At 41.0% G+C, this 21,564-nt stretch carries 26 protein-coding genes; 8 read left to right on the top strand and 18 right to left on the bottom strand.

All coding sequences use genetic code 11. The annotated features are described in order from the left end of the window. The first annotated feature begins 131 nt into the window (after window positions 1-131). Window positions 132-1,460: an arsenic transporter gene (locus BGM23_RS03655; protein ID WP_010886626.1), complete on the top strand. Its 1,329-nt coding sequence runs from the start codon at window positions 132-134 to the stop codon at window positions 1,458-1,460. Between the two features lie 56 nt (window positions 1,461-1,516). Here BGM23_RS03655 and BGM23_RS03650 read toward each other — a convergent pair whose 3' ends face one another. The 3 genes from BGM23_RS03650 to cotH all read right to left on the bottom strand — a co-directional run bounded on the left by BGM23_RS03650 (window position 1,517) and on the right by cotH (window position 4,612). After that, window positions 1,517-2,194 (bottom strand): DUF2642 domain-containing protein, encoded by a 678-nt coding sequence (locus tag BGM23_RS03650; protein ID WP_029726017.1) that lies wholly within the window; start codon window positions 2,192-2,194, stop codon window positions 1,517-1,519. A gap of 59 nt (window positions 2,195-2,253) precedes the next feature. After that, entirely contained in the window at window positions 2,254-3,396 is a 1,143-nt protein-coding gene (cotB, locus tag BGM23_RS03645; RefSeq protein ID WP_029726018.1) for a spore coat protein CotB, read from the bottom strand. 127 nt (window positions 3,397-3,523) lie between these two features. Beyond that, the gene (gene cotH / locus BGM23_RS03640) at window positions 3,524-4,612 is read right to left on the bottom strand and encodes a spore coat protein CotH (protein ID WP_015714831.1); all 1,089 of its coding nucleotides are present in this window, start codon (window positions 4,610-4,612) and stop codon (window positions 3,524-3,526) included. 140 nt (window positions 4,613-4,752) lie between these two features. On the opposite strand from cotH, the gene cotG reads away from it, so the two are divergent. The 3 genes from cotG (at window position 4,753) to BGM23_RS03625 (ending at window position 6,643) form a co-directional block, all read left to right on the top strand. Then, a complete protein-coding gene (gene cotG / locus BGM23_RS03635) occupies window positions 4,753-5,340 on the top strand; it encodes a CotG/ExsB N-terminal domain-containing protein (protein WP_072692783.1) in 588 nt (195 codons plus the stop codon). Window positions 5,341-5,513: 173 nt separating this feature from the next. Then, a complete protein-coding gene (locus tag BGM23_RS03630; protein WP_029726020.1) occupies window positions 5,514-6,131 on the top strand; it encodes a flavin reductase family protein in 618 nt (205 codons plus the stop codon). Between the two features lie 176 nt (window positions 6,132-6,307). After that, window positions 6,308-6,643, top strand: coding sequence for a DUF4181 domain-containing protein (locus tag BGM23_RS03625; protein ID WP_014481121.1), 336 nt, complete (start codon window positions 6,308-6,310; stop codon window positions 6,641-6,643). A 4-nt stretch (window positions 6,644-6,647) separates the two neighbouring features. Here BGM23_RS03625 and ggt read toward each other — a convergent pair whose 3' ends face one another. Further along, entirely contained in the window at window positions 6,648-8,225 is a 1,578-nt protein-coding gene (gene ggt, locus BGM23_RS03620; RefSeq protein ID WP_029726021.1) for a gamma-glutamyltransferase, read from the bottom strand. A 213-nt stretch (window positions 8,226-8,438) separates the two neighbouring features. Between ggt and chrS the strand changes: the two genes are divergently transcribed. The 3 genes from chrS to chrA are packed head-to-tail and all read left to right on the top strand — an operon-like array spanning window position 8,439 to window position 10,055. Next, entirely contained in the window at window positions 8,439-8,915 is a 477-nt protein-coding gene (chrS, locus tag BGM23_RS03615) for a chromate efflux transcriptional regulator ChrS (RefSeq protein ID WP_014478181.1), read from the top strand. A gap of 13 nt (window positions 8,916-8,928) precedes the next feature. Next, window positions 8,929-9,522 (top strand): chromate efflux transporter subunit ChrB, encoded by a 594-nt coding sequence (gene chrB / locus BGM23_RS03610; protein ID WP_029726022.1) that lies wholly within the window; start codon window positions 8,929-8,931, stop codon window positions 9,520-9,522. Beyond that, window positions 9,519-10,055 (top strand): chromate resistance efflux protein ChrA, encoded by a 537-nt coding sequence (chrA, locus tag BGM23_RS03605; RefSeq protein ID WP_029726023.1) that lies wholly within the window; start codon window positions 9,519-9,521, stop codon window positions 10,053-10,055. Before chrB ends, chrA begins: the two co-directional genes overlap by 4 nt. A 27-nt stretch (window positions 10,056-10,082) precedes the next feature. Here the strand turns inward: chrA and BGM23_RS03600 are convergent, their stop codons facing one another. Next, window positions 10,083-10,304: a hypothetical protein gene (locus BGM23_RS03600; protein ID WP_024572835.1), complete on the bottom strand. Its 222-nt coding sequence runs from the start codon at window positions 10,302-10,304 to the stop codon at window positions 10,083-10,085. Next, window positions 10,301-10,846: a flavodoxin family protein gene (locus BGM23_RS03595; RefSeq protein WP_024572836.1), complete on the bottom strand. Its 546-nt coding sequence runs from the start codon at window positions 10,844-10,846 to the stop codon at window positions 10,301-10,303. The genes BGM23_RS03600 and BGM23_RS03595 overlap by 4 nt, the downstream gene beginning before the upstream one ends. A 122-nt stretch (window positions 10,847-10,968) precedes the next feature. On the opposite strand from BGM23_RS03595, the gene BGM23_RS03590 reads away from it, so the two are divergent. Beyond that, the gene (locus BGM23_RS03590) at window positions 10,969-11,850 is read left to right on the top strand and encodes a LysR family transcriptional regulator (protein ID WP_029726024.1); all 882 of its coding nucleotides are present in this window, start codon (window positions 10,969-10,971) and stop codon (window positions 11,848-11,850) included. Window positions 11,851-11,936: 86 nt separating this feature from the next. On the opposite strand, the gene BGM23_RS03585 is transcribed toward BGM23_RS03590, so the two are convergent. The 12 genes from BGM23_RS03585 to BGM23_RS03535 form a co-directional block, all read right to left on the bottom strand. Further along, on the bottom strand, window positions 11,937-12,653 hold the full coding sequence (locus BGM23_RS03585) for an endonuclease V (RefSeq protein WP_029726025.1): 717 nt from the start codon (window positions 12,651-12,653) through the stop codon (window positions 11,937-11,939). A 109-nt stretch (window positions 12,654-12,762) separates the two neighbouring features. Continuing rightward, window positions 12,763-13,413 (bottom strand): hypothetical protein, encoded by a 651-nt coding sequence (locus tag BGM23_RS03580; protein ID WP_029726026.1) that lies wholly within the window; start codon window positions 13,411-13,413, stop codon window positions 12,763-12,765. Window positions 13,414-13,501: 88 nt separating this feature from the next. Next, window positions 13,502-14,053, bottom strand: coding sequence for a hypothetical protein (locus BGM23_RS03575; protein ID WP_029726027.1), 552 nt, complete (start codon window positions 14,051-14,053; stop codon window positions 13,502-13,504). Window positions 14,054-14,088: 35 nt separating this feature from the next. Further along, on the bottom strand, window positions 14,089-14,457 hold the full coding sequence (locus tag BGM23_RS03570) for a hypothetical protein (protein WP_029726028.1): 369 nt from the start codon (window positions 14,455-14,457) through the stop codon (window positions 14,089-14,091). A gap of 338 nt (window positions 14,458-14,795) precedes the next feature. Further along, window positions 14,796-15,260 carry a hypothetical protein gene (locus BGM23_RS03565; protein ID WP_021480770.1) on the bottom strand — a complete coding sequence of 155 codons (465 nt, stop codon included), beginning with the start codon at window positions 15,258-15,260 and terminating at the stop codon, window positions 14,796-14,798. A gap of 2 nt (window positions 15,261-15,262) precedes the next feature. Beyond that, complete coding sequence (locus tag BGM23_RS03560; RefSeq protein WP_029726029.1) at window positions 15,263-17,149, bottom strand: ribonuclease YeeF family protein; 1,887 nt, start codon at window positions 17,147-17,149, stop codon at window positions 15,263-15,265. A gap of 18 nt (window positions 17,150-17,167) precedes the next feature. After that, window positions 17,168-17,428, bottom strand: a complete 261-nt coding sequence (locus tag BGM23_RS03555) for a YwqI/YxiC family protein (RefSeq protein WP_024572843.1) — start codon at window positions 17,426-17,428, stop codon at window positions 17,168-17,170. Window positions 17,429-17,436: 8 nt separating this feature from the next. Then, window positions 17,437-17,859 carry a YwqH-like family protein gene (locus BGM23_RS03550; protein ID WP_017696586.1) on the bottom strand — a complete coding sequence of 141 codons (423 nt, stop codon included), beginning with the start codon at window positions 17,857-17,859 and terminating at the stop codon, window positions 17,437-17,439. Between the two features lie 216 nt (window positions 17,860-18,075). Beyond that, window positions 18,076-18,174, bottom strand: coding sequence for a hypothetical protein (locus tag BGM23_RS21745; RefSeq protein WP_120363587.1), 99 nt, complete (start codon window positions 18,172-18,174; stop codon window positions 18,076-18,078). A gap of 75 nt (window positions 18,175-18,249) precedes the next feature. Further along, the gene (locus BGM23_RS03545) at window positions 18,250-19,035 is read right to left on the bottom strand and encodes a YwqG family protein (RefSeq protein ID WP_038427963.1); all 786 of its coding nucleotides are present in this window, start codon (window positions 19,033-19,035) and stop codon (window positions 18,250-18,252) included. A 199-nt stretch (window positions 19,036-19,234) separates the two neighbouring features. Further along, on the bottom strand, window positions 19,235-20,557 hold the full coding sequence (gene uglF, locus BGM23_RS03540; RefSeq protein ID WP_038427964.1) for a UDP-glucose 6-dehydrogenase UglF: 1,323 nt from the start codon (window positions 20,555-20,557) through the stop codon (window positions 19,235-19,237). A gap of 194 nt (window positions 20,558-20,751) precedes the next feature. Continuing rightward, window positions 20,752-21,516, bottom strand: a complete 765-nt coding sequence (locus BGM23_RS03535) for a tyrosine-protein phosphatase (protein WP_038427966.1) — start codon at window positions 21,514-21,516, stop codon at window positions 20,752-20,754. Window positions 21,517-21,564: the final 48 nt, after the last annotated feature.

The raw sequence follows: 21,564 nt of genomic DNA, 5'->3' as shown, positions 1-21,564 counted from the left end.
TATATCAGTATACGTATACATACAGTACAAATAGTTGGCAAGGACATCAGTAAGCGCAGGACATTAGTTTGATTTTAAAAATGAAAGATAGAGAGGTGAAGTAAATTATTGAGTTCACCGGCATATTCACATTGCTCGCTTTTTTCGTAACAATGATTTTTATTTTCTGGAGACCAAAAGGACTAAATGAAGCTATCCCCGCCACATTTGGCGCTTTAATGGTTTTATTGTGCGGAAGTGTGTCATTGGCAGACTTAGGGGAAATCGGAACAAAAGTCACGGGTGCATCGGTTACAATCCTTGCCACTATGATTATGGCCATTGCACTAGAAAGCTTTGGTTTCTTTTATTGGGTGGCTGCAAAACTGCTCCAACAATCCAAGGGTTCAGGCATCAAGCTTTTTTGGCTAACCAATTTGCTCTGCTTTCTCATGACCATTTTCCTGAATAATGATGGGAGCATTTTGATCACAACTCCAATCCTTTTGCTTGTACTAAAATATTTAGGTTTAAAAAAACATCAAAAAGCCCCATATTTATTAAGCGGTGTTTTAATAGCCACAGCCTCTAGCGCACCGATTGGCGTAAGTAATATTGTTAATTTAATTTCTCTCAAAATCATTGGAATGGATCTATATCTTCACACCGCCATGATGTTTGTCCCTAGTATGATGGGACTCATTTTTATGACTTGTCTACTGTTTATGTTCTTTTATAAACGTCTTCCCAAAAGCCTGCCAGATATACCGGGCCATTTTCAGTCTCTGCGGCATAGAAGGTACCATCCTCTTCATTCGCCATCAGCTCCTTTACCAGAACGAAATCAAACAAAAATCATGTTGTTTGTGCTTGCATTTGTTTTTCTCGTCAGAATGAGTCTATTTGCAGCATCATATACCGGTATTTCTGTTCCTCTAGTCGCTGTCATCGGATCTTTTATCCTGTTGAGCTGGAGATGGATTTATTTCAAAACCTCCCCAAGAGACTTGTTATATAAATCGCCTTGGCACATTTTTATATTCGCTTTTACTATGTATGTCTTAATTTATGGTCTGCATAATATTGGATTCACAGAGTTACTTGTGAGTTATTTTGAACCTGTGGTTTCTGGAAGCCTCGCCCATGCAACTTTCGCATCAGGTATCTCTACTTCAGTTTTTTCTAATCTCTTTAACAACCATCCAGCGTTAATGATCAGTACTTTTACCTTAACTGAAATGACCCTGAATCCTTCAACAACAAAAATCATCTACTTGGCAAATATTATCGGCAGTGATATCGGTTCATTATTATTACCTATGGGAACCTTAGCAACGCTTATTTGGATGCATATATTAAAACAGCATGATGAAAGTATTTCATGGGGCGAATATATAAAAACGACCATTATCATCATTCCGCTGACTGTTCTTTTTACGTTAACATGTTTATATTTTTGGATCAGTTGGTTATTTCTTTAGCACAGTATGAAACGAAAAACTGCCTTCTGCTTTTCAAGAGGGCAGTTTTGTATACACTAGGGAAGATGCATTGTCTTTAGATGATTTAACTTCCAAATGACTGGCTCTCCACTTGCGTTAATAAGCTCAATGATATTATTAGAGACACCCTTTAATAGTCCGACTTTTTCTGGCACCTCTCCCATATCAAATATGACCAATTCACCAATATTTTTTTTGATCTGCTCCTCAAAATTACGCACAAGAGGAACTTTGGAAGGCACGACCGGCAATTGTGAGTTGTCAAGAGTATACGGTGTTTGTTCAGTTGAATAAGGGGTAAACCATTTTAAATGATGCATAGATATAAAAAGTATTTTAAATACGGGTGAGAAAAATACAATATAATCGTTTAAAACATTTGTAACATATCCATGGATCGATCGACCCCCAGTTACATAAACTTCAATAAACTGGCCTTTGACCTTGTTTAATGTATTTCTATATGAAAAAGCTAGAGTTTCTGCCTCTATCATTGGATCTTCCGGATTGATCAAAAATGGCTTCTCAGTACTGGTCATTATTTTCGCCTTGTTCATTTGATGAAGATGCAACAAGGGAATATAAAGATAATTGCAGCCATCAAAAATAACAAAAATATCCTGTCCGATATCTATGAGGGTGCCGATAAACCTTGTATCTCCTGAAATGACAACCTCAACATCTGTGTTAAGGAATTGATTCAAACCTTTCACGATTCTCCTCCTTTAACTGAAAAAGGGCATCACTTAATCTGATGCTCCTCCATTATCTATTAAAATTTACGTTTCCAGTGATAGTCTATCGTTCTGACAATCGTTTCATAGCTATAATCTTCCTTTTGTTTTCCTGAACTTTTTATTGAACTTGAATAACCTGGTGATCTTGATGATTGATAATCTGATGATCTTGGTGATCGTTTAGATGATTTTGATGATTGATAATCTGAAGATTTTAATGATCGTTTAGATGATTTTGAAGAACTTTTTGAACGTGACGAACGGTCAGATTTGGATGATTGATAATCCGAAGATTTTAGTGATCGTTTAGATGATTTTGAAGAACTTTTTGAACGTGACGAACGGCCAGATTTGGATGATTGATAATCCGAAGATTTTAGTGATTGTTTAGATGATTTTGATGAGCTATATGATTTTGAAGAAATGAACGAATTGCTGTCCTTATCATTATTGTCTTCCTGACTTTGTTCATTTTTTTGATCCTCTTTTTTGTACGACCCTTTTGGACCTAAGCTAATGCTTTTTATGTGAAAAGGATAGATGCGAAGCACCTCTTGATTTTTCACTATAGTATAATGGCCGTCGGCATTATCTACAAGGATACCCTCAATGGCTTCCGGACCTCCACGATTAATTGAAACCCATTTATGAGTCAGACTCTTAAAAACCTCGCTTAAATCATCAGCTTCCAAAACTCCAACTGGCGTCTGCTCTTCTATTTTCAAATCAGGCTCGTGTTTACTTATACTTTTGATGTGATGGATATTAAAATACACTACCCCATCCTCATTTGTGTTTAACGCAGCGTAATCATCTCCCAGCCAGACCAATCTTCCTTTTTTAGATTCCGGACCCCCTTGGTTAAATTGAACTGATTGGTTTATTAAATGTCCGATTAAGCTATGAAAATCATCAGCATCGAGCATTTCCTCAGTCTCAATTGTTGTGGTGCTATTATTGGTATCCTCAGTAATACTTTTCACATGCTCCAACTGATAATAAATTATTTTTTTTTCAGCTTGTAAAGCTATATAATCTGATTTTACAGCTGTTAATTTTCCTTTTTTAGATTCCGGACCTCCACGATATACAGTAACAATTTTATCTTTCATTGAGTGCAAAAAGTTATAATACGATATTTCATTATTTGAATGATATTTCATTCTCCTCTTGCTCATTCAAATTCCTCCTAGTCACTTATACATAGATGATAAACATACTGCATATATACGTGTCACATTTATTTGTTGAACTAATTCAATAGCCTAATTGTCGCTTTTTCCGCGAATACCCATTTTCACGCATTCATAAAATACTTAAATGATCTTTGAGGTATTGTGAACGGTTTTTAATATACTCGCAGATCACATCCGGCTCACGGTCAAAACGCTCAACATCATTCTTTTTATATGGGTCCATCAAGATAAAAGGCCTAATCCGCTCATACATCGCCATGATTTTCGGTTCCATATATTCTATTGTAAAAAGAGATTGGAGCGTTTTTTCTAACAGGCGCCTGTAGGACTTGCGAAACTCGGATTCATCCAATATCCGGGCGGTTAGTGTATTAAATCCTTGAATTCTTACATAATCGGCAGCCATCCGCTCTCCATGGATATCCCTGCCCCAAGTCGCATCATAATCCCAAGGAATCACCTCAAATAATCCGGTTTCCCCGCTTCTGTATAATGCGTAGTTGTGGACAAACCCGTCATAGTTTGAGGTGAATACAATACCGGCAAGCCAGCGCAAATACTTGTCGACATCCACATGCTTTGTCACTTCTGACTTAAACTGAGCTTTAGGGACCGTATTAATTTTAAAAATCATATCCTGTAAATAAAAATCATCCTCCTCAGTCCCTGTTTTCTTTTCATATCCAAGCTCCAGCGATGTTTTCGTTTCCCTTTCTAAATCGCTCATCAGAGAAAAGTTGGCATCATCATCCACCGCATAAAAAATCGCGCCATCAGCCAGCTTCCTTTTCGCCAAATAATATTCATCTACGGATTCAAGTTCAAGATAAACCCCTTCATTCTTCCCATTCATCTTTACAAACACAAACTCTGCCTTTGGAGACAGTGTCCCTAGCTCCGAGAAAAAATCCAGAGACAATTTGTTTCTCATCAAGGAAGGATCTTTATACTCCGCATTTAAGTGAATCTCTCGCGCGCCGCGGAATGTTTTCGGCTGATAAAAGGAAATATGGTATGACTTCTTTTTGAAGTCTCTGATATGTGATCCCCGATAAGCGATATCAATATCCAGCCTTTTTTGATTTACCTTCATCACAGCTGGCACCGGATCATCGTCCCATATATCCTTTTTTAATTCACGCAAGTCTTTTGGATGAACAAACAGCTGATAAAGCGGTAAATTGGATTGATTCTTCATCCATAATCCTCCTTACAAATTTTAGGCTTTTATTTTTATAAGATCTCAGCGGAACACTTATACACTTTTTAAAACCGCGCGTACTATGAGGGTAGTAAGGATCTTCATCCTTAACATATTTTTAAAAGGAGGATTTCAAATTGGGCCACTATTCCCATTCTGACATCGAAGAAGCGGTGAAATCCGCAAAAAAAGAAGGTTTAAAGGATTATTTATACCAAGAGCCTCATGGAAAAAAACGCAGTCATAAAAAGTCGCACCGCACTCACAAAAAATCTCGCAGCCATAAAAAATCATACTGCTCTCACAAAAAATCTCGCAGTCACAAAAAATCATTCTGTTCTCACAAAAAATCTCGCAGCCACAAAAAATCATACTGCTCTCACAAGAAATCTCGCAGCCACAAAAAATCGTACCGTTCTCACAAAAAATCTCGCAGCTATAAAAAATCTTACCGTTCTTACAAAAAATCTCGCAGCTATAAAAAATCTTGCCGTTCTTACAAAAAATCTCGCAGCTACAAAAAGTCATACTGTTCTCACAAGAAAAAATCTCGCAGCTATAAAAAGTCATGCCGCACACACAAAAAATCTTATCGTTCCCATAAGAAATACTACAAAAAACCGTACCACCACTGCGACGACTACAAAAGACACGATGATTATGACAGCAAAAAAGAATACTGGAAAGACGGCAATTGCTGGGTAGTCAAAAAGAAATACAAATAATCTAAGTTTTCATTGTTTCAATAGGCTGCCGGCGGAGGTACGGAAGCCTATTTTTTTATTTGCCCTGTATTAGATATATGTCATGACATAACATATGCAACCCGCATCATTTGGTTTCCTTTAAACCATTTCGTTATAATCAAGGTATCCTAACGATAAAGGCGGTTGTTGCTATGTACATATTTCAAGCTGATCAGCTTAGTGCCAAAGACACATACAAGCTATTGTCAGGTACCGTTATTCCCCGCCCCATTGCATTTGTGACAACACTTTCTTCAGGAGGAGCGGTCAATGCCGCGCCTTTCAGTTTTTATAACGTTGTCAGCTCAGATCCTCCGCTTCTCAGTATTTCTGTTAACAGGACGGAAGGACGCCAAAAAGATACAGCGCGAAACGCAGTGGAGAACGGAGAATTTGTCGTTCATGTCAGTGATGAAGCCATCATTGAAGATATCAATGAAACAGCTGCAAGCTTAAGGCCGGATGAAAGCGAGCTTACACGCACCTCGCTTCATCCTGTTGAAAGCAAAGCTGTTTCAGTTCCCGGCATTAAGGAAGCCCGCGTTCGCTTTGAGTGCAAATTAGAGCGGCATATTACCTTTGACAATGATCAAGGCGTCACTACAGCAGATATGCTCATCGGAAGAGTTGTCTGCTTCCACCTAGATGAAAAGGTGTATGATGCAGAAAAGGGATATATTTTAACGGATGAATTAAAGCCTGCCTCACGATTGGCGGGAAATCACTATGCTAAACTCGGGGAAGAATTCACACTGATTCGTCCCAGCTGAAGAGAAGGACTATTTAAATAGAAGAAACTAGTCAAAAAGACCTTATGATTACAAAATATCGCCTGTAAATAACTAAAAAAATATCAAAAAAAGAACACCCAGAGTAAGCTCGGGGTGTTCTTTTATGAAACGTTTTTCCTTTTTCTTCGTATAAAGGTAGATTAGGAGGAATTGGAATGACAAACTTTTGGATTTTAATGCTGATCGCTATTACCATCAGTCTCGCCTCTCAATTTTTTATAAAGAAAAAATACGGTATTGATAAATCCGGCTGGCGATATAAGCATGTCAGCAATACACACAAATGGATCGAAATCACTTTACTTATTTTGTTTGTGTTTTCACTCTCCTTTTTTCCCGTTGAATATTTGCTTCTTTTATTTTTTATTGTGATTGACTCAATACGAATTTTTATGGAGTGGCATTATAGACCTGAAGATAAACAGTATATGTACCACATTGTAGAGGTCTCCCTTATGTTTATGCTTTTGATTTATATTTGTACCCTATAGTTATTTAAATCCCCACAGCCGCTCCGTCTCCCCGAGGATCGGCTCCGCCTTGGAGAAAGCCTTCTTCATCAACTTTGATTGCAGCCGCTTGTCCCATCAGCGGATCATAGTCACCGACAACCTCCACGAGATGCCCGCTGTCTTTCAGTTTTTGGATTGTTTTGTCTGTGAATCTGCCCTCGACTCTGAGACCTTCGTATTCCTCTCCCCACGTTCTGCCCCATACCCAGCGCGGTTCGCTGATTGCCTGCTGTGGATGCATTCCGTAGTCCAGCATTCGGGTAATGATGGCCGTCTGAGTCTGCGGCTGGCCTTCGCCGCCTTGTGTGCCGTACAGAATTTTTGGCTTTCCGCCTTTACAGACCATAGCCGGCATCAACGTATGGAAGGTGCGCTTTCTCGGTTCAAGCGTGTTGACATGATTTTCATCCAGTGAGAAAAATGATCCGCGGTTTTGCAGTAATATGCCTGTATCACCGGCAGTGACTGCCGAGCCAAATTCAAAGTACAGGCTTTGAATGAATGACACTGCGTTGCCATCCGCATCGATTACGGCCGCATATGCCGTATCACTTCCCACCGGCCTGCTTTCTGCCGGTTCTGCCAGATAGCCGATTTCTCCCGCCAATCGTTTCGCATAATTTTTATCTAAAAGCCTTTCAAGCGGAATGTCAGCAAACGCAGGGTCAGTCAAAAAGGCATTCCGATCTACAAAACTCTTTTTCAACGCCTCCACAAGCACATGATAAAACTCAAATGAACCGTGCTCGATTTGGGTGAAATCATAGTTTTCCAAAATGTTCAGTGTTAATAAACCGGTAAATCCCTGAGAATTCGGCGGCGCCTGATACACACTGTATCCTCGATAATCACTTGATACAGGCGCTGCCCACTCACTCCGATGCGCTTTAAAATCATCGATTGTCATGTAACTGCCGTTATTCTGTAAATGTGAGACAATCCGCTGAGCGAGATCTCCTTCATAAAATGCGCTTCTTCCTTTTTCAGCAATCACATTCAGACTGTCTGCAAGCTCTTTTTGCACAAACCGCTCTCCCGGGACAGGTGCTTTGCCCCTTCTCGTGAAGATGTCAGCCGTGTAAGGCGTGGAAGCCAGCAGTTCAATATTCTTTTCTGTGTGACGACACTGATCAGCTGATACAGGAAACCCATTTTGGGCATAATCGCGTGCGGGCTCCAATACATCTGCAAGAGACAGACGCCCGTACTCCTTCAGGACCGCATCCCAGCTATCAACCATTCCCGGCACGGTAATGGCACTGTCAATTCCCCGTAGCGGAATCACGCTTTTTCCCTTATATACATCTCTCGTTACGTTTTTTCCTGAACGGCCGCTGCCATTGTAGACTTTTACCGCCTTTGTTTCCTGGTGAAAGGTCAGCCAAAAGGAATCCCCGCCAAGTCCGGTCATATGCGGGTACACAACCGCAAGACAAGCACTCACCGCAACAGCGGCGTCAAACGCGTTGCCTCCCTTATCCAGTATGCGGTTTCCGGCTTGAGAAGCGAGGTAATGCGGACTGACGACCATTTGCTTTGTACCGATGACAGATTTGTTCATCACAAGTCCCCTTTTTTAAGAAATTTTCTTCAGTATAGGGAGCCTGATTTTTCACATCTACTGATCCGGCAGAAAAACTGACGAACTTTCTTCTTTTCGCAAATAATAAGATATTTTTACATTCATTTCGAAAACAAATGAAAAATTATCATTTCGATACGTAACTTTTATGATAAAATGATTGCTAAAAGGCTACGAAAGCAGGTGGAGCAATTGAGTCATGAATATCAAATCCCCAACCTTGTACTTGATGAGACTGATAAACAAATTCTCACGATTTTGCATGAAGAAGGCAGAATTTCTTATACGGATCTTGGCAAAAGAGTCGATTTGTCACGGGTCGCCGTGCAGGCCCGTATCAACCAATTAATTGAAGCCGGTGTTATTGAAAAATTCACCGCTGTCATCAATCCCGCTAAAATCGGCATTCATGTTTCCGTGTTTTTCAATGTCGAGGTAGAACCGCAATTTTTAGAAGAGGTCGCTCTTAAGCTTGAGGAAGAGCCTGCGGTCACCAGCCTTTATCACATGACAGGCCCGAGCAAGCTGCATATGCATGGGATCTTTGCCAACGATCAAGAAATGGAAGAATTTTTAACAAAACGGCTGTATCCATTGCGAGGCGTCGTCAGTGTTGATTGCCAGATGCTGATCAAACGATACAAAAGCCGTATGGGAATGAAGCTGTAAAGGAGAGAAACGAATGAAAAACCATCCTTATCGGGATATGACGTCCGCAATGGTTCGCACCGGCATATTAGGGTTCGGCGGCGGACCTTCCGTGATTCCGCTGATCCGCCATGAAGCGGTCAATAAATATAAATGGATTGACGATGATGAATTCGGAGAAATATTAGCAATCGCTAATGCGCTTCCCGGACCGATTGCCACCAAAATGGCTGCTTATCTGGGCTTTAAGCTAAAAGGCACATTAGGTGCAATTGTGGCGACCCTCGCCCACATTCTGCCTACATGTCTTGCGATGGTGGGCTTGTTTGCGGCTGTAAATGTGTTAAGCCATTCAGCAATTGTTGCAGGTATGATTGGTGCTGTCACGCCGGTAATTGCCGTCATGCTCGGAATCATGGCGTACGAGTTTGGCCAAAAAGCGCTTAAAGGTTTCGGCTGGGTCACCGGCATCCTGTTTTTTATCATCGCTTTTATCGGCCTGCAAACTTTACAGATTAATCCCGGCCTTGTCATTATCATTTTCTTAGCGTACGGGGCGTTTCATTTTAAACTGAAAGACAAAATCACAAATAAACATTCAAAAGATAAAGGAATGTCAGCCTCATGATATCGATCTATTTATTTATGGCGTTTTTTATCGCAAACCTACTGGGATATGGCGGCGGACCTGCGTCTATCCCGCTAATGTTTGAAGAAGTCGTAAACAGATACAGCTGGCTCTCAAACGATCAATTCTCAAATATGCTCGCACTTGCGAACGCATTGCCGGGCCCGATCGCCACGAAAATCGCTGCGTATGTCGGCTACAGCGCAGGCGGGTGGCCCGGCTTCCTAATTGCCCTGATCGCAACCGTCGTACCGTCGGCGCTCGCATTGATCGTCCTGCTGCGCATCATCCAGCGCTTCCGCCAATCACCTGTCATCAAAGGCATGACGCTGTCCGTCCAGCCTGTCATCGCGGTCATGATGCTCATTCTTACCTGGCAAATCAGCGCAGACGGCATCAAAGCGATCGGCTGGATCCAATCGATCGTGATTGCGGGAATTTCGCTCCTTGCCATGACAAAATTCAAAATGCATCCGGCATTTTTGATTATCGCTGCGTTTTTATATGGGGGCCTTGTGATCCCTCATTTATAGAAAAAAGCACCTTGACAGGTGCTTTATTTATTTTGGCCCAGAAATGCCGTTTGATATGACAGCTGTTTCTTCTCCTGCGTCACTCTTGATGATGTGCTTGACTTGCAGCGTGGTTCCTGCCATTCTCACATATTGCTTCAACTGGGACGAATTGGTTTCAACTTGTATCCAAACAGGAGGCTGGACCTTCCAAAATAAAAAGAATGCAAGAATCAGCATGCCAGCAACGACCGACAGCAAAAACTTCATATCGCATCGCTTCTTTTCAGTAAGCGGCTCGCAGCGGATAGCGCCTGATGATCACGAAGAATATCGCCTGGACGATTGCCTTCACCCAGCACATAACCTTTAAAGGGCATTCCCATAAAATGAAAAATATGTTCGAATTGCTGAATCAGCGGCAGCCCTTTTATTTTTGGATTGTCTCCGCCCACTGCTATTACATATGCCTGTTTCACTGACATTTGCTGTTTAAAATCAGGAAATCTCGGATCTCTCAATGTCTGTGACCAGCGATCAATAAACAGCTTTAATGTCCCTGACATGCCAAACCAATAAATTGGGGTGGCGAATACAAGAATATGGCACTGCAATATCCGTTCAATGATAGAATCGTAGTCATCTTGAACAGGACGAAAGCCGCCTTGGGCGTGACGCAGATCTTCAATTGGCCGAATTCGATATTTCTGCAAATAAATGTGCTCCGCATCGAATCCTTGAACAGCCTTCTCCGCAAGAACATCCGTATTTCCGCCAGACCGAGTTCCGCCGTTAATAACCGCAATTTTCATGATGCATCTGCTCCTTTGTTTACGAATGATTTTCTTCATCTTATAATGGATTCATCAATCAAGACAGATGATTATTTCGATTAATCCAATCGCTAAAACCGATTTAGAAAGGAAGAGAACAAGTGGAATTGAAGCAGCTGATCACCTTTATTACGGCGGCAGAACATGTAAACTTCACCCTAACCGCCAAAATGCTTAATTATGCACAATCAAGCGTTACCTCTCAGATCAAATCACTTGAAGAAGAAATTGGGACGCCTTTATTTGAACGGCTCGGCAAGCGGCTTATCTTGACAGAAGCAGGAAAAACGTTCAAATCTTATGCACAGAAGATCATTGCGTTAACAGAAGAAGCGAAAATGGCCACAAATCAAGTAAGAGAAACAACCGGAACCTTAAAAATCGGGGCGACAGAAAGCCAGTGCACATACCGCCTGCCCCCTATCATAAAAGAATTTAAACAGGCTTTTCCCCAAGTAAAGCTCATATTCAAACCATATATCTCCAATGAACAAGCGAAAGAACAGCTCTTACAGGGCCAGCTTGATATCACCTTCATCTTGGATGTGAACCGGATGGAAGACGCACTGCACGTTGAATCTTTGATTCAGGATGAGATCAAAATGGTGGCTGCTAATGACCATCCTTTTCCTGCGGATTTACCAATAACATTGAAGGATCTTCAAAACGAAACTCTTCTGCTGACAGAGGACGGCTGCTCGTACCGCACGCTCTTTGAGAACAATTTGCATGACTCCGGTGTCTATCCTAACAAATTGGAATTCGTCAGCATAGAAGCCATCAAACAATGCGTGATGGCCGGACTTGGGATTGGAATCTTGCCTGAAATGACAGTAAAAGATGATATTGCAGCAGGCCGGATGAAAGAACTCAATTGGCAGAGTGATTGCCCCGTTTTCACTCAATTAGCATGGCATAAGGACAAATGGATGTCTGCGCCATTAAAGGCTTTTATCGATTTGACACGGAAAACATTCAAATAAAACCTCTCCACAAGGACGACAAGGTTTTTGAGACCAGGAAAGCACACACATACAAAAAAACACTTGATGACTTAGAGCCCCAAGTGTTACATGTGATTTTTCTGATAAAACGTTCGCAAAACATGCGTTTCAAGGTCAGCCAGGCGGACAGGGATCGGCAGCCTGCTTTCTTGATTGATCAAGCTCATCGTGATCTGATAGCTGCTGTCTAAATCAATATAATTACCGCAAGACAAGAAAATAGGCTTCACGTCCCGCCGCGTTCGCAGCGCCCGGCCATATACCTCGCCGTCAATGAGAATATCGGTGTATGCACCGACTTCATTTTCAGGCATCACGAAATCATAGCCTTTGATTTTGAGATAGGTTTTCGCAATCCCAATCGTCGGCTTGCCCAGAAAAAAAGCCGCATGGGTGGCAACGCCCATATGATTGTAATGCAGATATCCGTTGCCATCAAACAAGAAGACATCCGGCTCCGTCTCCAGCTTTTTCGCCGCCTCGATAATCAAAGGCAGCTCACGAAACGCAAGAAAACCGGAAACATACGGCACGCTGATTTTCCCCATGCTGTGCACTTTTTCAATGACTTCTTTTGTATCAGCGTCAATCACGATAATACTGCACACTCCGTATGGTTCTCCGTTCTGCTCCCAATAGGCGAGATCGACGCCTGCGCAGGTGTTGATGGAGTTGGGATGGATCGTGTGGGATAGGTTGATACGATTTCTAAGGGATTGTTGTGTTTGAACAAAATCCGATTCATCTTTTAGATGAAAATCGTGTATTTGATGTATTTCCATTTTACTTGTTTCCCTCTCTTCGCGCTCAATTGTCCTGCATATCGATTCTAGCAATGACACCAAATTATATCATTGAAACAAACAGATAGGATAATCTGCTTTTTTATTACTATTCATTTTTCATTTCTTTCATAAAAATATAATCCAATTGTTTAATTAATTCTTTAAGTTCAGTACACATAATATCCTCTAAAGGATTTTCCCAATCTTCGTTTTTTATCAGTTCAATCCCATAGCTTCCGGCTGGATCACCTTCTGGGTACCACCCTACGTCAAGCAGCAAATTTTTTGTCTTATGAGAAATCTGCAGGAGATCTTGATTAAAGTCAAATAACCAAGCATCATCATTTGCCTCTAGCGTCTTAGGATCAGTATCTTTTAATGTAATATAATCAACAGTCCAACCAGCCGGTATCTTTAGCCTTAAAAAATTGGGAATCTGTTGGCTTAGTGGCTGCAAACCCTCTAAAACCCCGCTTCCCACACTCCAGATTTGATATTCTAACTCTTCTAATAATTGTTCTATCTCATTAAAAGACTCATCTTCATAAATCTTATCTGTTTTTAAGCCAGCTACGTTGATATGGTATTGATTATTTTCATAACTTACCTTAATAAAGGCCTTACGTTCTTCATTTTGCAGTATTAGTAATTCACATTTTTCTTGCATTCTTTTTTCTGAACATAAATTGTTCAGTACTACAGACCAGCCATTGCAGATTTTTAATGGCTGCAATTGAGAAATATGGTCTCTTTCCATCCCGCTTCTCCTTGTCCTTCATTGGCCTATCTCTAAAAAGCCTCATTACTGTAAAAAAACTTGCCGATGACAACACGGCAAGTTTAAACTACAGCAATTCTAATACATCAGTAAACAAGGCATCTCCTAATGTTAATCTCCTGTTGAAAGGCTGTATATGCGGCAATTCACTCCACTCATACACAGTATCGTAGTAATCATATAAATAACTGAGTTCAATAAACCCTTTCTCTTGCATTATTTTATTAATATAGTTCGTTCCCTGAATGAATTCTAAAGATTCAGCGGTGCCTACAATATCATAAGCGCCATCGATTAAATCGTGTCTTAGGGAATAACTATAATCTAATACATAAACAGGAACCAATTTAGATACTTTCATATTGATTTGCTGTTCTAAATGAAAATCATTTTCCCCAGAAAGATCTTGCAAATGGATATCAATTTCTCCTGAAGGATTGTTTAAATCTCTAACTTCAATTTTTTTCAAACCTTTTATTTGATTAAATTCATCAGGTACTTTTATTTTCTCTGCGCATTTGTTCTTGTACCATTCGTCTAATTCCCTATTCACAAATAGACGATAAAGCAACTCACCAATTTCAGGATATTCGTTAATAAACCTGATTCCATGTTCCATAAATAGTAACCATTCCATCCATTAATTAAGAATCATTAAACTTCATTCCACCAAGTAGTTGTTACTTGTTTTAAATGATATTCAATATATAAAATCACTTTTTTATAGTCATCTGATGAAAATTCTTTAATAGGATCTTCCCAATCATTATCTTTGACTAGTAAAACCAGATAATTACCTTCAGGAGAAATGTCAGGAACCCAGCCTAAATCAAGCGTTATTGAGGATTGTTCATGATAAAGCTGCAACAAACTGTCTGTGAACAAAAACCAGGAATCATCATTCGGTTCTAATGTTCTTGGATCTATTTCAACAAAATGATTATAATTTACTTTCCAACCTTGTGTTATTCTTAAGGGATGTATATTAGCTTTTGGAACATCTAATTTAACATGTTTTCTCATTTATATAACCTCTTTAGAGAGCCGTTATTCTTAAAGTCTGTTTTTAGATAACTTGTCAACCAACTATTTGAGTGGGAGACCTGAAAGGTGAAAATGTAGATTATGAATAATATTTACTTAGCTGTACGAACTTCATTTTACAAGGCTGCCCCTTGCATCTATATTCATCTTACTAATTATCTTATAGATCAGTTTCAATGCAAAAATTTTAAGTTTAAAAAACCTCGAGAGGCAAGCGCCAATCGAGGGAAGGTTAGTTTTTTTCTACTTACTTGTAAAAGGATTAAAACTGATATTCTTCCAGAAAAACGTTATGAGAACATTAGCTGCATCTCACATTATCTTTCCTCTCTGCACAAGTGATTATATTCACCAAATTTAGGGAAATCATCCCAGTTGCTCTTAAGGTTGTCGCTAGTCTCACGCTCTTCGACCGAACCGGTCTTGAAATCTGTCTTCTCCATTGCTATATGACCATCTTCGCGAAAGCCTATAATCAAACTGCTAACTTCATTATCAGTTGCATCATCATATTCCCAATACATTGCTGTTCTTAAGAAGATTTTACCATCACTTATAACTTCAAAATCATAATTCAGATACTTACGAGTCAAGTCATCATAAAAACCCACTGAAACCCATTCATTTGTTACATTTACAACATATTTAGGTTTTTCGCCTTCGGTTAATACCGCAGTATATGGTTCATGTTTTTGGTGATGTAAGTATGCGGTACAATCATCAAGAATATTCCAAGGCTGTTTTTTTATGTCCGACCATTCATCACAATAATAAACTTTCATAGTCAATTATACACCTTCCCATTTATATCCCTAATAATAATCCTATTTTTTGTTGCTTCATCAAGAATTTTTTGTGGAATAGCTTTATTTTGAACAGGTACTTCTAATATCAATTCACCTTTCAGTCGTCCGCCTTTAAGAGCTTTTGGATTAAAAGGACCATTTGATATTTTAGACCCTGAAGAATATTTTTTAGTAATCTCGTTCAAGTAACTCAGTGCTGTCTTTTCTTGAACGTCACTAAGTTGAGTATACTTCCTGGAAACTATCTCCTTATTTGGAGAATATGAATCAACTACGTACTTTTTGCCACCTGCTTCTTTTGCTTCTAGCTCTACTTCATTATAAGGGTAACGGGGGCGATTTTCCTTATTGAAATTATTTCCTGCTTCCCACCGTTCTTTAAGCCAAGACGGTAATGGATTCTTATTAGATGACTTACCCGTACCCTTAATACCTTTACCACTACTAACCATCTTCACAATCCCAAGATCCTTAACAGCCGTCTTTTCCACATCTACACGTACTGTCGGGATTCCGAATGTGAAGCCCTCCGGAGTTACTGGGCGTTCTGCGTACACGCGGACGTTTGTTGGGACTTTGAATTGTTTTACTTTCTCTAGTGTTTTGTTTGCTTTTTGGACTTTTGAATGGGTTGCAAGCGGGATGCCTTTATCAATATGTTTCGCCAGTGCACCGGCTCCAACCAAGCTCAATGCCGCTTCGAGCGCCCCCTGCTTCCGCTTCTCCTCAGACACTTTGTTTCCAAACATATCCCGTCCCGTGACGGCTTCTGAGAATCCGTTTGACGCAACAAGGCCGTATGCGCCCATTTCTGTCATTTTGAGAATGTCTAAGGATTTGCCTGTTTTGTAGGCGTCTAAAGCGTGTTCAGCCGCGATAGCTGCTTTTCCGGTTTTGTAGATGGCTTTTCCGCCTTTGAAGGCCCGGCCTGCCCAGCCGACGACTGGTATGAATCCGGCTGCGGCCATAGCTCCTGCTGTCACACGTTCTGCGGTGGAGAGTTTTTCTCCGGTAACCGGATCAACGCCTTCAGTTGCTCTTTTATAATCATAATAGCCAGTGACTTCTCCAGTAAAGTTGCAAACTCCATCCCATGTTTTTTCGTACCACGGTTTGTTTGCTTCTTCCTCGGCTTTTTCCTGGAGCCGTCTTGCTTCTGCTTGCTGGGTTTTTGCATCGATATAGGTTGTTCCTTGATTTTCTACTTCAATGACGCTTTTGTAGACTTCATTGCTGTGGAAGGCTTTTTTGTCATAGTACATAGGAGAAGCGCTCTTCCCGTTGCTGGTGGCCTGCATGAGAACGGAATATTTGGTGAGCACTGCGTTGTCCAGAGATTCTAAATTTTGATATTCAGTGGTCAGGGATTCATCAAGCTTATCGACAGCTGTGATCGTGTCACGTCTGATTTTTTGGGCATCGCCCATCTTATCTGCATAGTCGTCAAGCGTATACATGTCGAGATCAATAATATCGCTGATGCCTGACAAAATAGAATCGATTTCTTCTTTATGAGCGGAGACCATCTCTGAGGCTTTCAGGTCTCCATTGGGCAGCTCATGATCCAAAAAAGAAGTTTCCACATATGAATCATTCAGTTCTTGATCTTTAATATCTCCTGAAATGCCATTTAAAAACGCAATTTGAGCAGAGACAAGCGTCAGCCAGCTGTCTACGATTTCCGCCTGCCCCTGAAAAAAATCTTTAATATTATCCGCGCCTTTGCCTTTAAAATTATCGCCTAAATCTGCAACTCCCTGAAACGCTTTTTTCAGCGTATTCAGCTGCTCCTCAAGCGTCTCATATTGCTTTTTTCTGCTCTTCGCTTCTTCGATTAAAGATTTAGATTCAAATACTTTGCTCATCGCACTGCCCTTTCTGTTCTATTTTACCGCTATCGCCTCGTCCTGCTCTTTGAGTGAATCTACATTATCCTTTGTATCCTCGATATTTTTCTGTACCGCTTTTTTGTAATCTCCGAGCATGGTTTTGATGTTCTCCTCACGCTCATGATATTTTTTCGTATAATCGAGTTTGTTTTTTCCATTGGACCCCGCGGCGCCGATTGATACGTCAGCAAGCGCATCTTTGACAGACTCTAATGTTTTGATTACAGCATCGTATTTCAATTTAATTTCTGACATAAAAAAGATCACCACAATTTAATAGATTTAATTTGATTAACAGCATCCTCCAAGAATTCTTCACCCTTAGCAAGAGTATGCCCAGCAAAATTCGCTAGCTTTAATTCTTTGTCATAGAGAAATTTCATAGATTCCAACTGAATAATCTCCATCTGAATCGATGCCATATACTCGTTATATTTATCATTCACAATCTTAGATGCTTCCGATTTCGCCTCTTCTCTTCCCTTGTCGAAATCATCGGCTTTTGTTCCCGTCCAATGCTTGCCCAATTCCGGTTTCACAATTTCTTTGATTTCAGTGATTGCCTCTTCTTGCAGTGTGTCTATGTCCTTTTTTGCTTTTTTCAGCTTTTCGATCTTGTCTTCCACGTCGGAAATTTTTCCGTTGAGCGAACTTTTGATATCCGCCAGCATACTTTCATAACCCATCTGAATCACCTCTTAATACTCAAAAAGTCGTATGGAGGGGCTGATGAAGATAGACTTTTCCATACTTTATTTCCATATATTATATTTTAAAATAGCCAGAAGGCGGCTTAAATAGGGTAAATGGCTTAATTTAGGCATATAACGCTCTTGGAATGTAGGTATTTAATCTTGTTTTTGTTCGTTATACAGTTAATGAAAACGTTTTATCAAATAAAATCACCTAAAGTCATAGTTAAAAAGGCACTTGAAAGAGACAGATGCTGTTGATCTGCCTCTTTCGGCGCTGAGCTTATTGTTCATGTTTATGTTCTTCATCAGGTCGATCACGTCTGATTTTGTCTTTGGCTTCTATTATTCCCCGCTTCTGACCCTTTAGATCAAAAGCTTGTATTAGCTGCAGTCCCAGTTGTACAGAACGTTTGAAAAGTCTTTTTTCCTTAGATCGTCAGGTGTGATGAAAAAATTGGCGATGCCGACGTCTCCCCACATTGAATCGATATCATCGTCTGAATCAATTTGTAAAAGCATGATGGTGTGTTCTTTATATGCGTATTCCCGTGGATCATGCTGGGTAAAAGAAGCGTATCCGCCGATTTTATGGCCAAATCCGTTTTCAGCCAGTTCATTATAAATGTCTTCTTCATCCTCGCCGAACTGACCAAAGAACTCCATTGTTTCCATGCCCGTATACTGCTCAAATTGAAAATCTGTAGGCAGCACCCATTCCGAAGATTTCACAGGCTCGACTGCCGCTTCTGATAAAATCGGAAAATCACATTCGCCTGTGCCGATAAATGAAAAATCAGAAACAAGCTCGTCTTCGTTTTCTATGATATTTTCAAAATAGATCACTCTGAAATTCTTTTGTTCACATCGATCGTCAAAATTTAGTCCATAGACGTCATCATGAAGAGAAATGTAGAACTGCAGGATACCTGAAGAAGGGTAGCCGTCAAGCTGGGGAATGTGTGAGAAATTAATCTGTGCCATAAGCTTCATCGGCTGTCCATTTTCATCAGTCGGGTATGTTTCATGCTTGGGGAAATAGGGATCACCGGCAATTTTGCTGTCATATCGTCCTGTTTTCCCTTTTCTCACATTCAGTTTCACGTATTCTTTCGCTGATTTCTCCATCAAGTCGCGGTACGGTCTCATTTTTTCGGGCAGATGATTCATCAGATTCTCTCCTTTTCCGGCATCTCCAAGGTTTTATTTTCTGGTTTTCTTCGTTTCTTCTAATGTTTTTCAAACGATTGTTTAAAGAAGCCCTACTTCTGTATAATTTTCCAAACAATAGTTAAATAGTAGCAAATGTATTCAGCACCCCGCAATAGATGAAAAAAAGACTGGTGCGCAACCAGCCTTTCTTTTTCATCTATTGAATTGCACCTGATGGAACAACCGCCTTCCGACCGACAGAATAATACTCCACTCCTGCAGCCGCAGCCTCATCCAATGTGTAGCAGTTTCTGCCGTCAAAAATGAGCGGCGTTTCCATCAAATCCTGATAAGCCGCTAACGGAAATTGTTTAATGTCAGCCCAGTCGGTCAAAATCATGACGGCGTCAGACCCTTTGACAGCTTCCTCGATCGTCTCTTTATATTCAACAGCTTGCGGGAGAACATGCTTTGCATGGCTAACTGCAATGGGATCGTAGGCTCTGATACGGGCGTCGAGCACAGCGAGACGGTCTGCAATAACAATTGACGGCGCTTCTCTCATATCGTCGGTATTCGGTTTAAATGACAGGCCTAAAAGGGCAATCGTTTTTCCCGTCACCCCGCCGAGCCTGTTCAGCGCTTTATCAACCAGCATCGCCTGCTGATTGTTGTTGACTTTGATAACCGATTTCAGCAGTTCAAAATCATGCTCGACATTGCCGGCAATTTGCACGAGGGCGTTTGTGTCCTTTGGAAAACAAGAGCCGCCGTAGCCTATGCCCGCTTTCAAAAACTGGCTCCCGATCCGCTTATCCTGTCCCATCCCGTACGCGACTGCTTCAATATCGGCGCCGACCTTTTCACATATATTCGAAATTTCGTTTATAAAACTGATCTTAGTGGCCAGAAAAGCATTTGAGGCATATTTGATCATCTCGGCGCTTCTGATATCCGTTTGGTAAATCGGGATTTGAAACGGACGGAAGAGCTCCTCCAGCGTATTTGCTGTTTTCTCATCGGCCGTCCCGATCACGATCCTGTCACCATGAAAGGTGTCATAGATCGCCGACCCCTCACGCAAAAATTCCGGATTGGATGCGACCGAAATACTGACAGGCTCCGCTAGATGTTCAGTGATCAGTCCATTAATCAAATCGTTTGTCCCAACGGGTACTGTGCTTTTCGTTACCACGACTGTATCTCGTTTGACATGCTTTGCGATGCGTTTGGCCGCATCTGTAATTTGCTCCAGATTGGCGTGCCCATCGCTTTTCTGCGGTGTGCCGACCGCTATAAAAATGATGTCTGCCTGTGCCAAGCCTTTCTCATAGCTCGTTTCAAAGTTCAGCCGTCCATCAGCTGTATTTTTTCTCATCAGCTCTTCAAGACCTGGTTCAAATATGGGGGAAATGCCCTTTCTCATTTCATCAATCTTGTGAGCGTCAATATCAATGCAGGTTACATGATGTCCAATCTCAGAAAGAGAAACACCTGTCACAAGACCGACATAGCCTGTTCCGATGACTGTTATATTCATTGTTTCCCTCCAACAGTTAAATTGCTGCTTTGCAGCTTCCGTAATATCGTATGAGAACATCCTATCATGAATGCGAATGATCTCCCGCATAGCCTGTCGGGTACAGCCTGTACAGATTTCTGAAATGTGATTCAACCATACAATACACTATTATATCGCTCTCAAAAAGAAAGTGGTGAAATGAGAATCGGCTGTTAAAAAAGACCAAACAATTTTCTTCTTTTGACCGGTTGCGGAGGCTGTCTGAAGATGGTCTGATTCCGCAAGAGAAGCTCTGCATTTTCCGTCAGCATATAAGGAAGTTCCGAGCCGAATTCTTTCTCTAGAACATAAAGGGCCTCTTGAGTGTGAAAATTTCTCGTTTTCACATTATGGGCATCTGAGGCTACGAAATGGATCAAATTGGCTTCAACCAGCCGGAGAGAAAATGCTTTCAGCTGCTTGCCGAAGGTCCCCGCAAGACTTCCTGAAGTAATCTGAGATGCTGCTCCTTTTTCCACAAGATGATACAGCAAGAACGGGTTTTCGCGAATTTCCCTGTTGCGTTCAGGATGGGCGATAACCGGAATATATCCTTTCAGCTGCAAATCATAAAAAAGCTGCTCCGCATATCGGGGAACGTGATCAAACGGAAACTCAATCAAGATGTGTTTTGTATCATTCAGCGAAAGCAGCTGCTGTTTGGCAAGGTCTTGTTCCACCTCGCCGTAGATTCTGATTTCCTGTCCCGGAAGCACATGTAAAGGAATGTCTTCTTTGATTAAACGTTTGTTTAACTGATTTGCTGCTTCTCTGACTGCGGCTGGCTCGTTTTTATACACACCGTTGTTATGATGAGGTGTCGCAATGATCGTCCGGATTCCCTGACGAACAGCGGCTCTTGCCATTTCTATGCTGTCGGCCGAATCACCTGCCCCGTCATCCAATGCGGGAAGAATGTGACAGTGAATATCGATCATGTCCTAGCCCCCTTTTTTCGCAAAAATAAATAACGGGCACGATGCACG

This window comes from Bacillus sp. FJAT-14266 (assembly GCF_001719225.1).
Lineage (GTDB): Bacteria > Bacillota > Bacilli > Bacillales > Bacillaceae > Bacillus > Bacillus subtilis.
The sequence above is the reverse complement of the archived record's forward strand: the minus strand, read 5'-3'. Positions and strand labels throughout refer to the sequence as shown.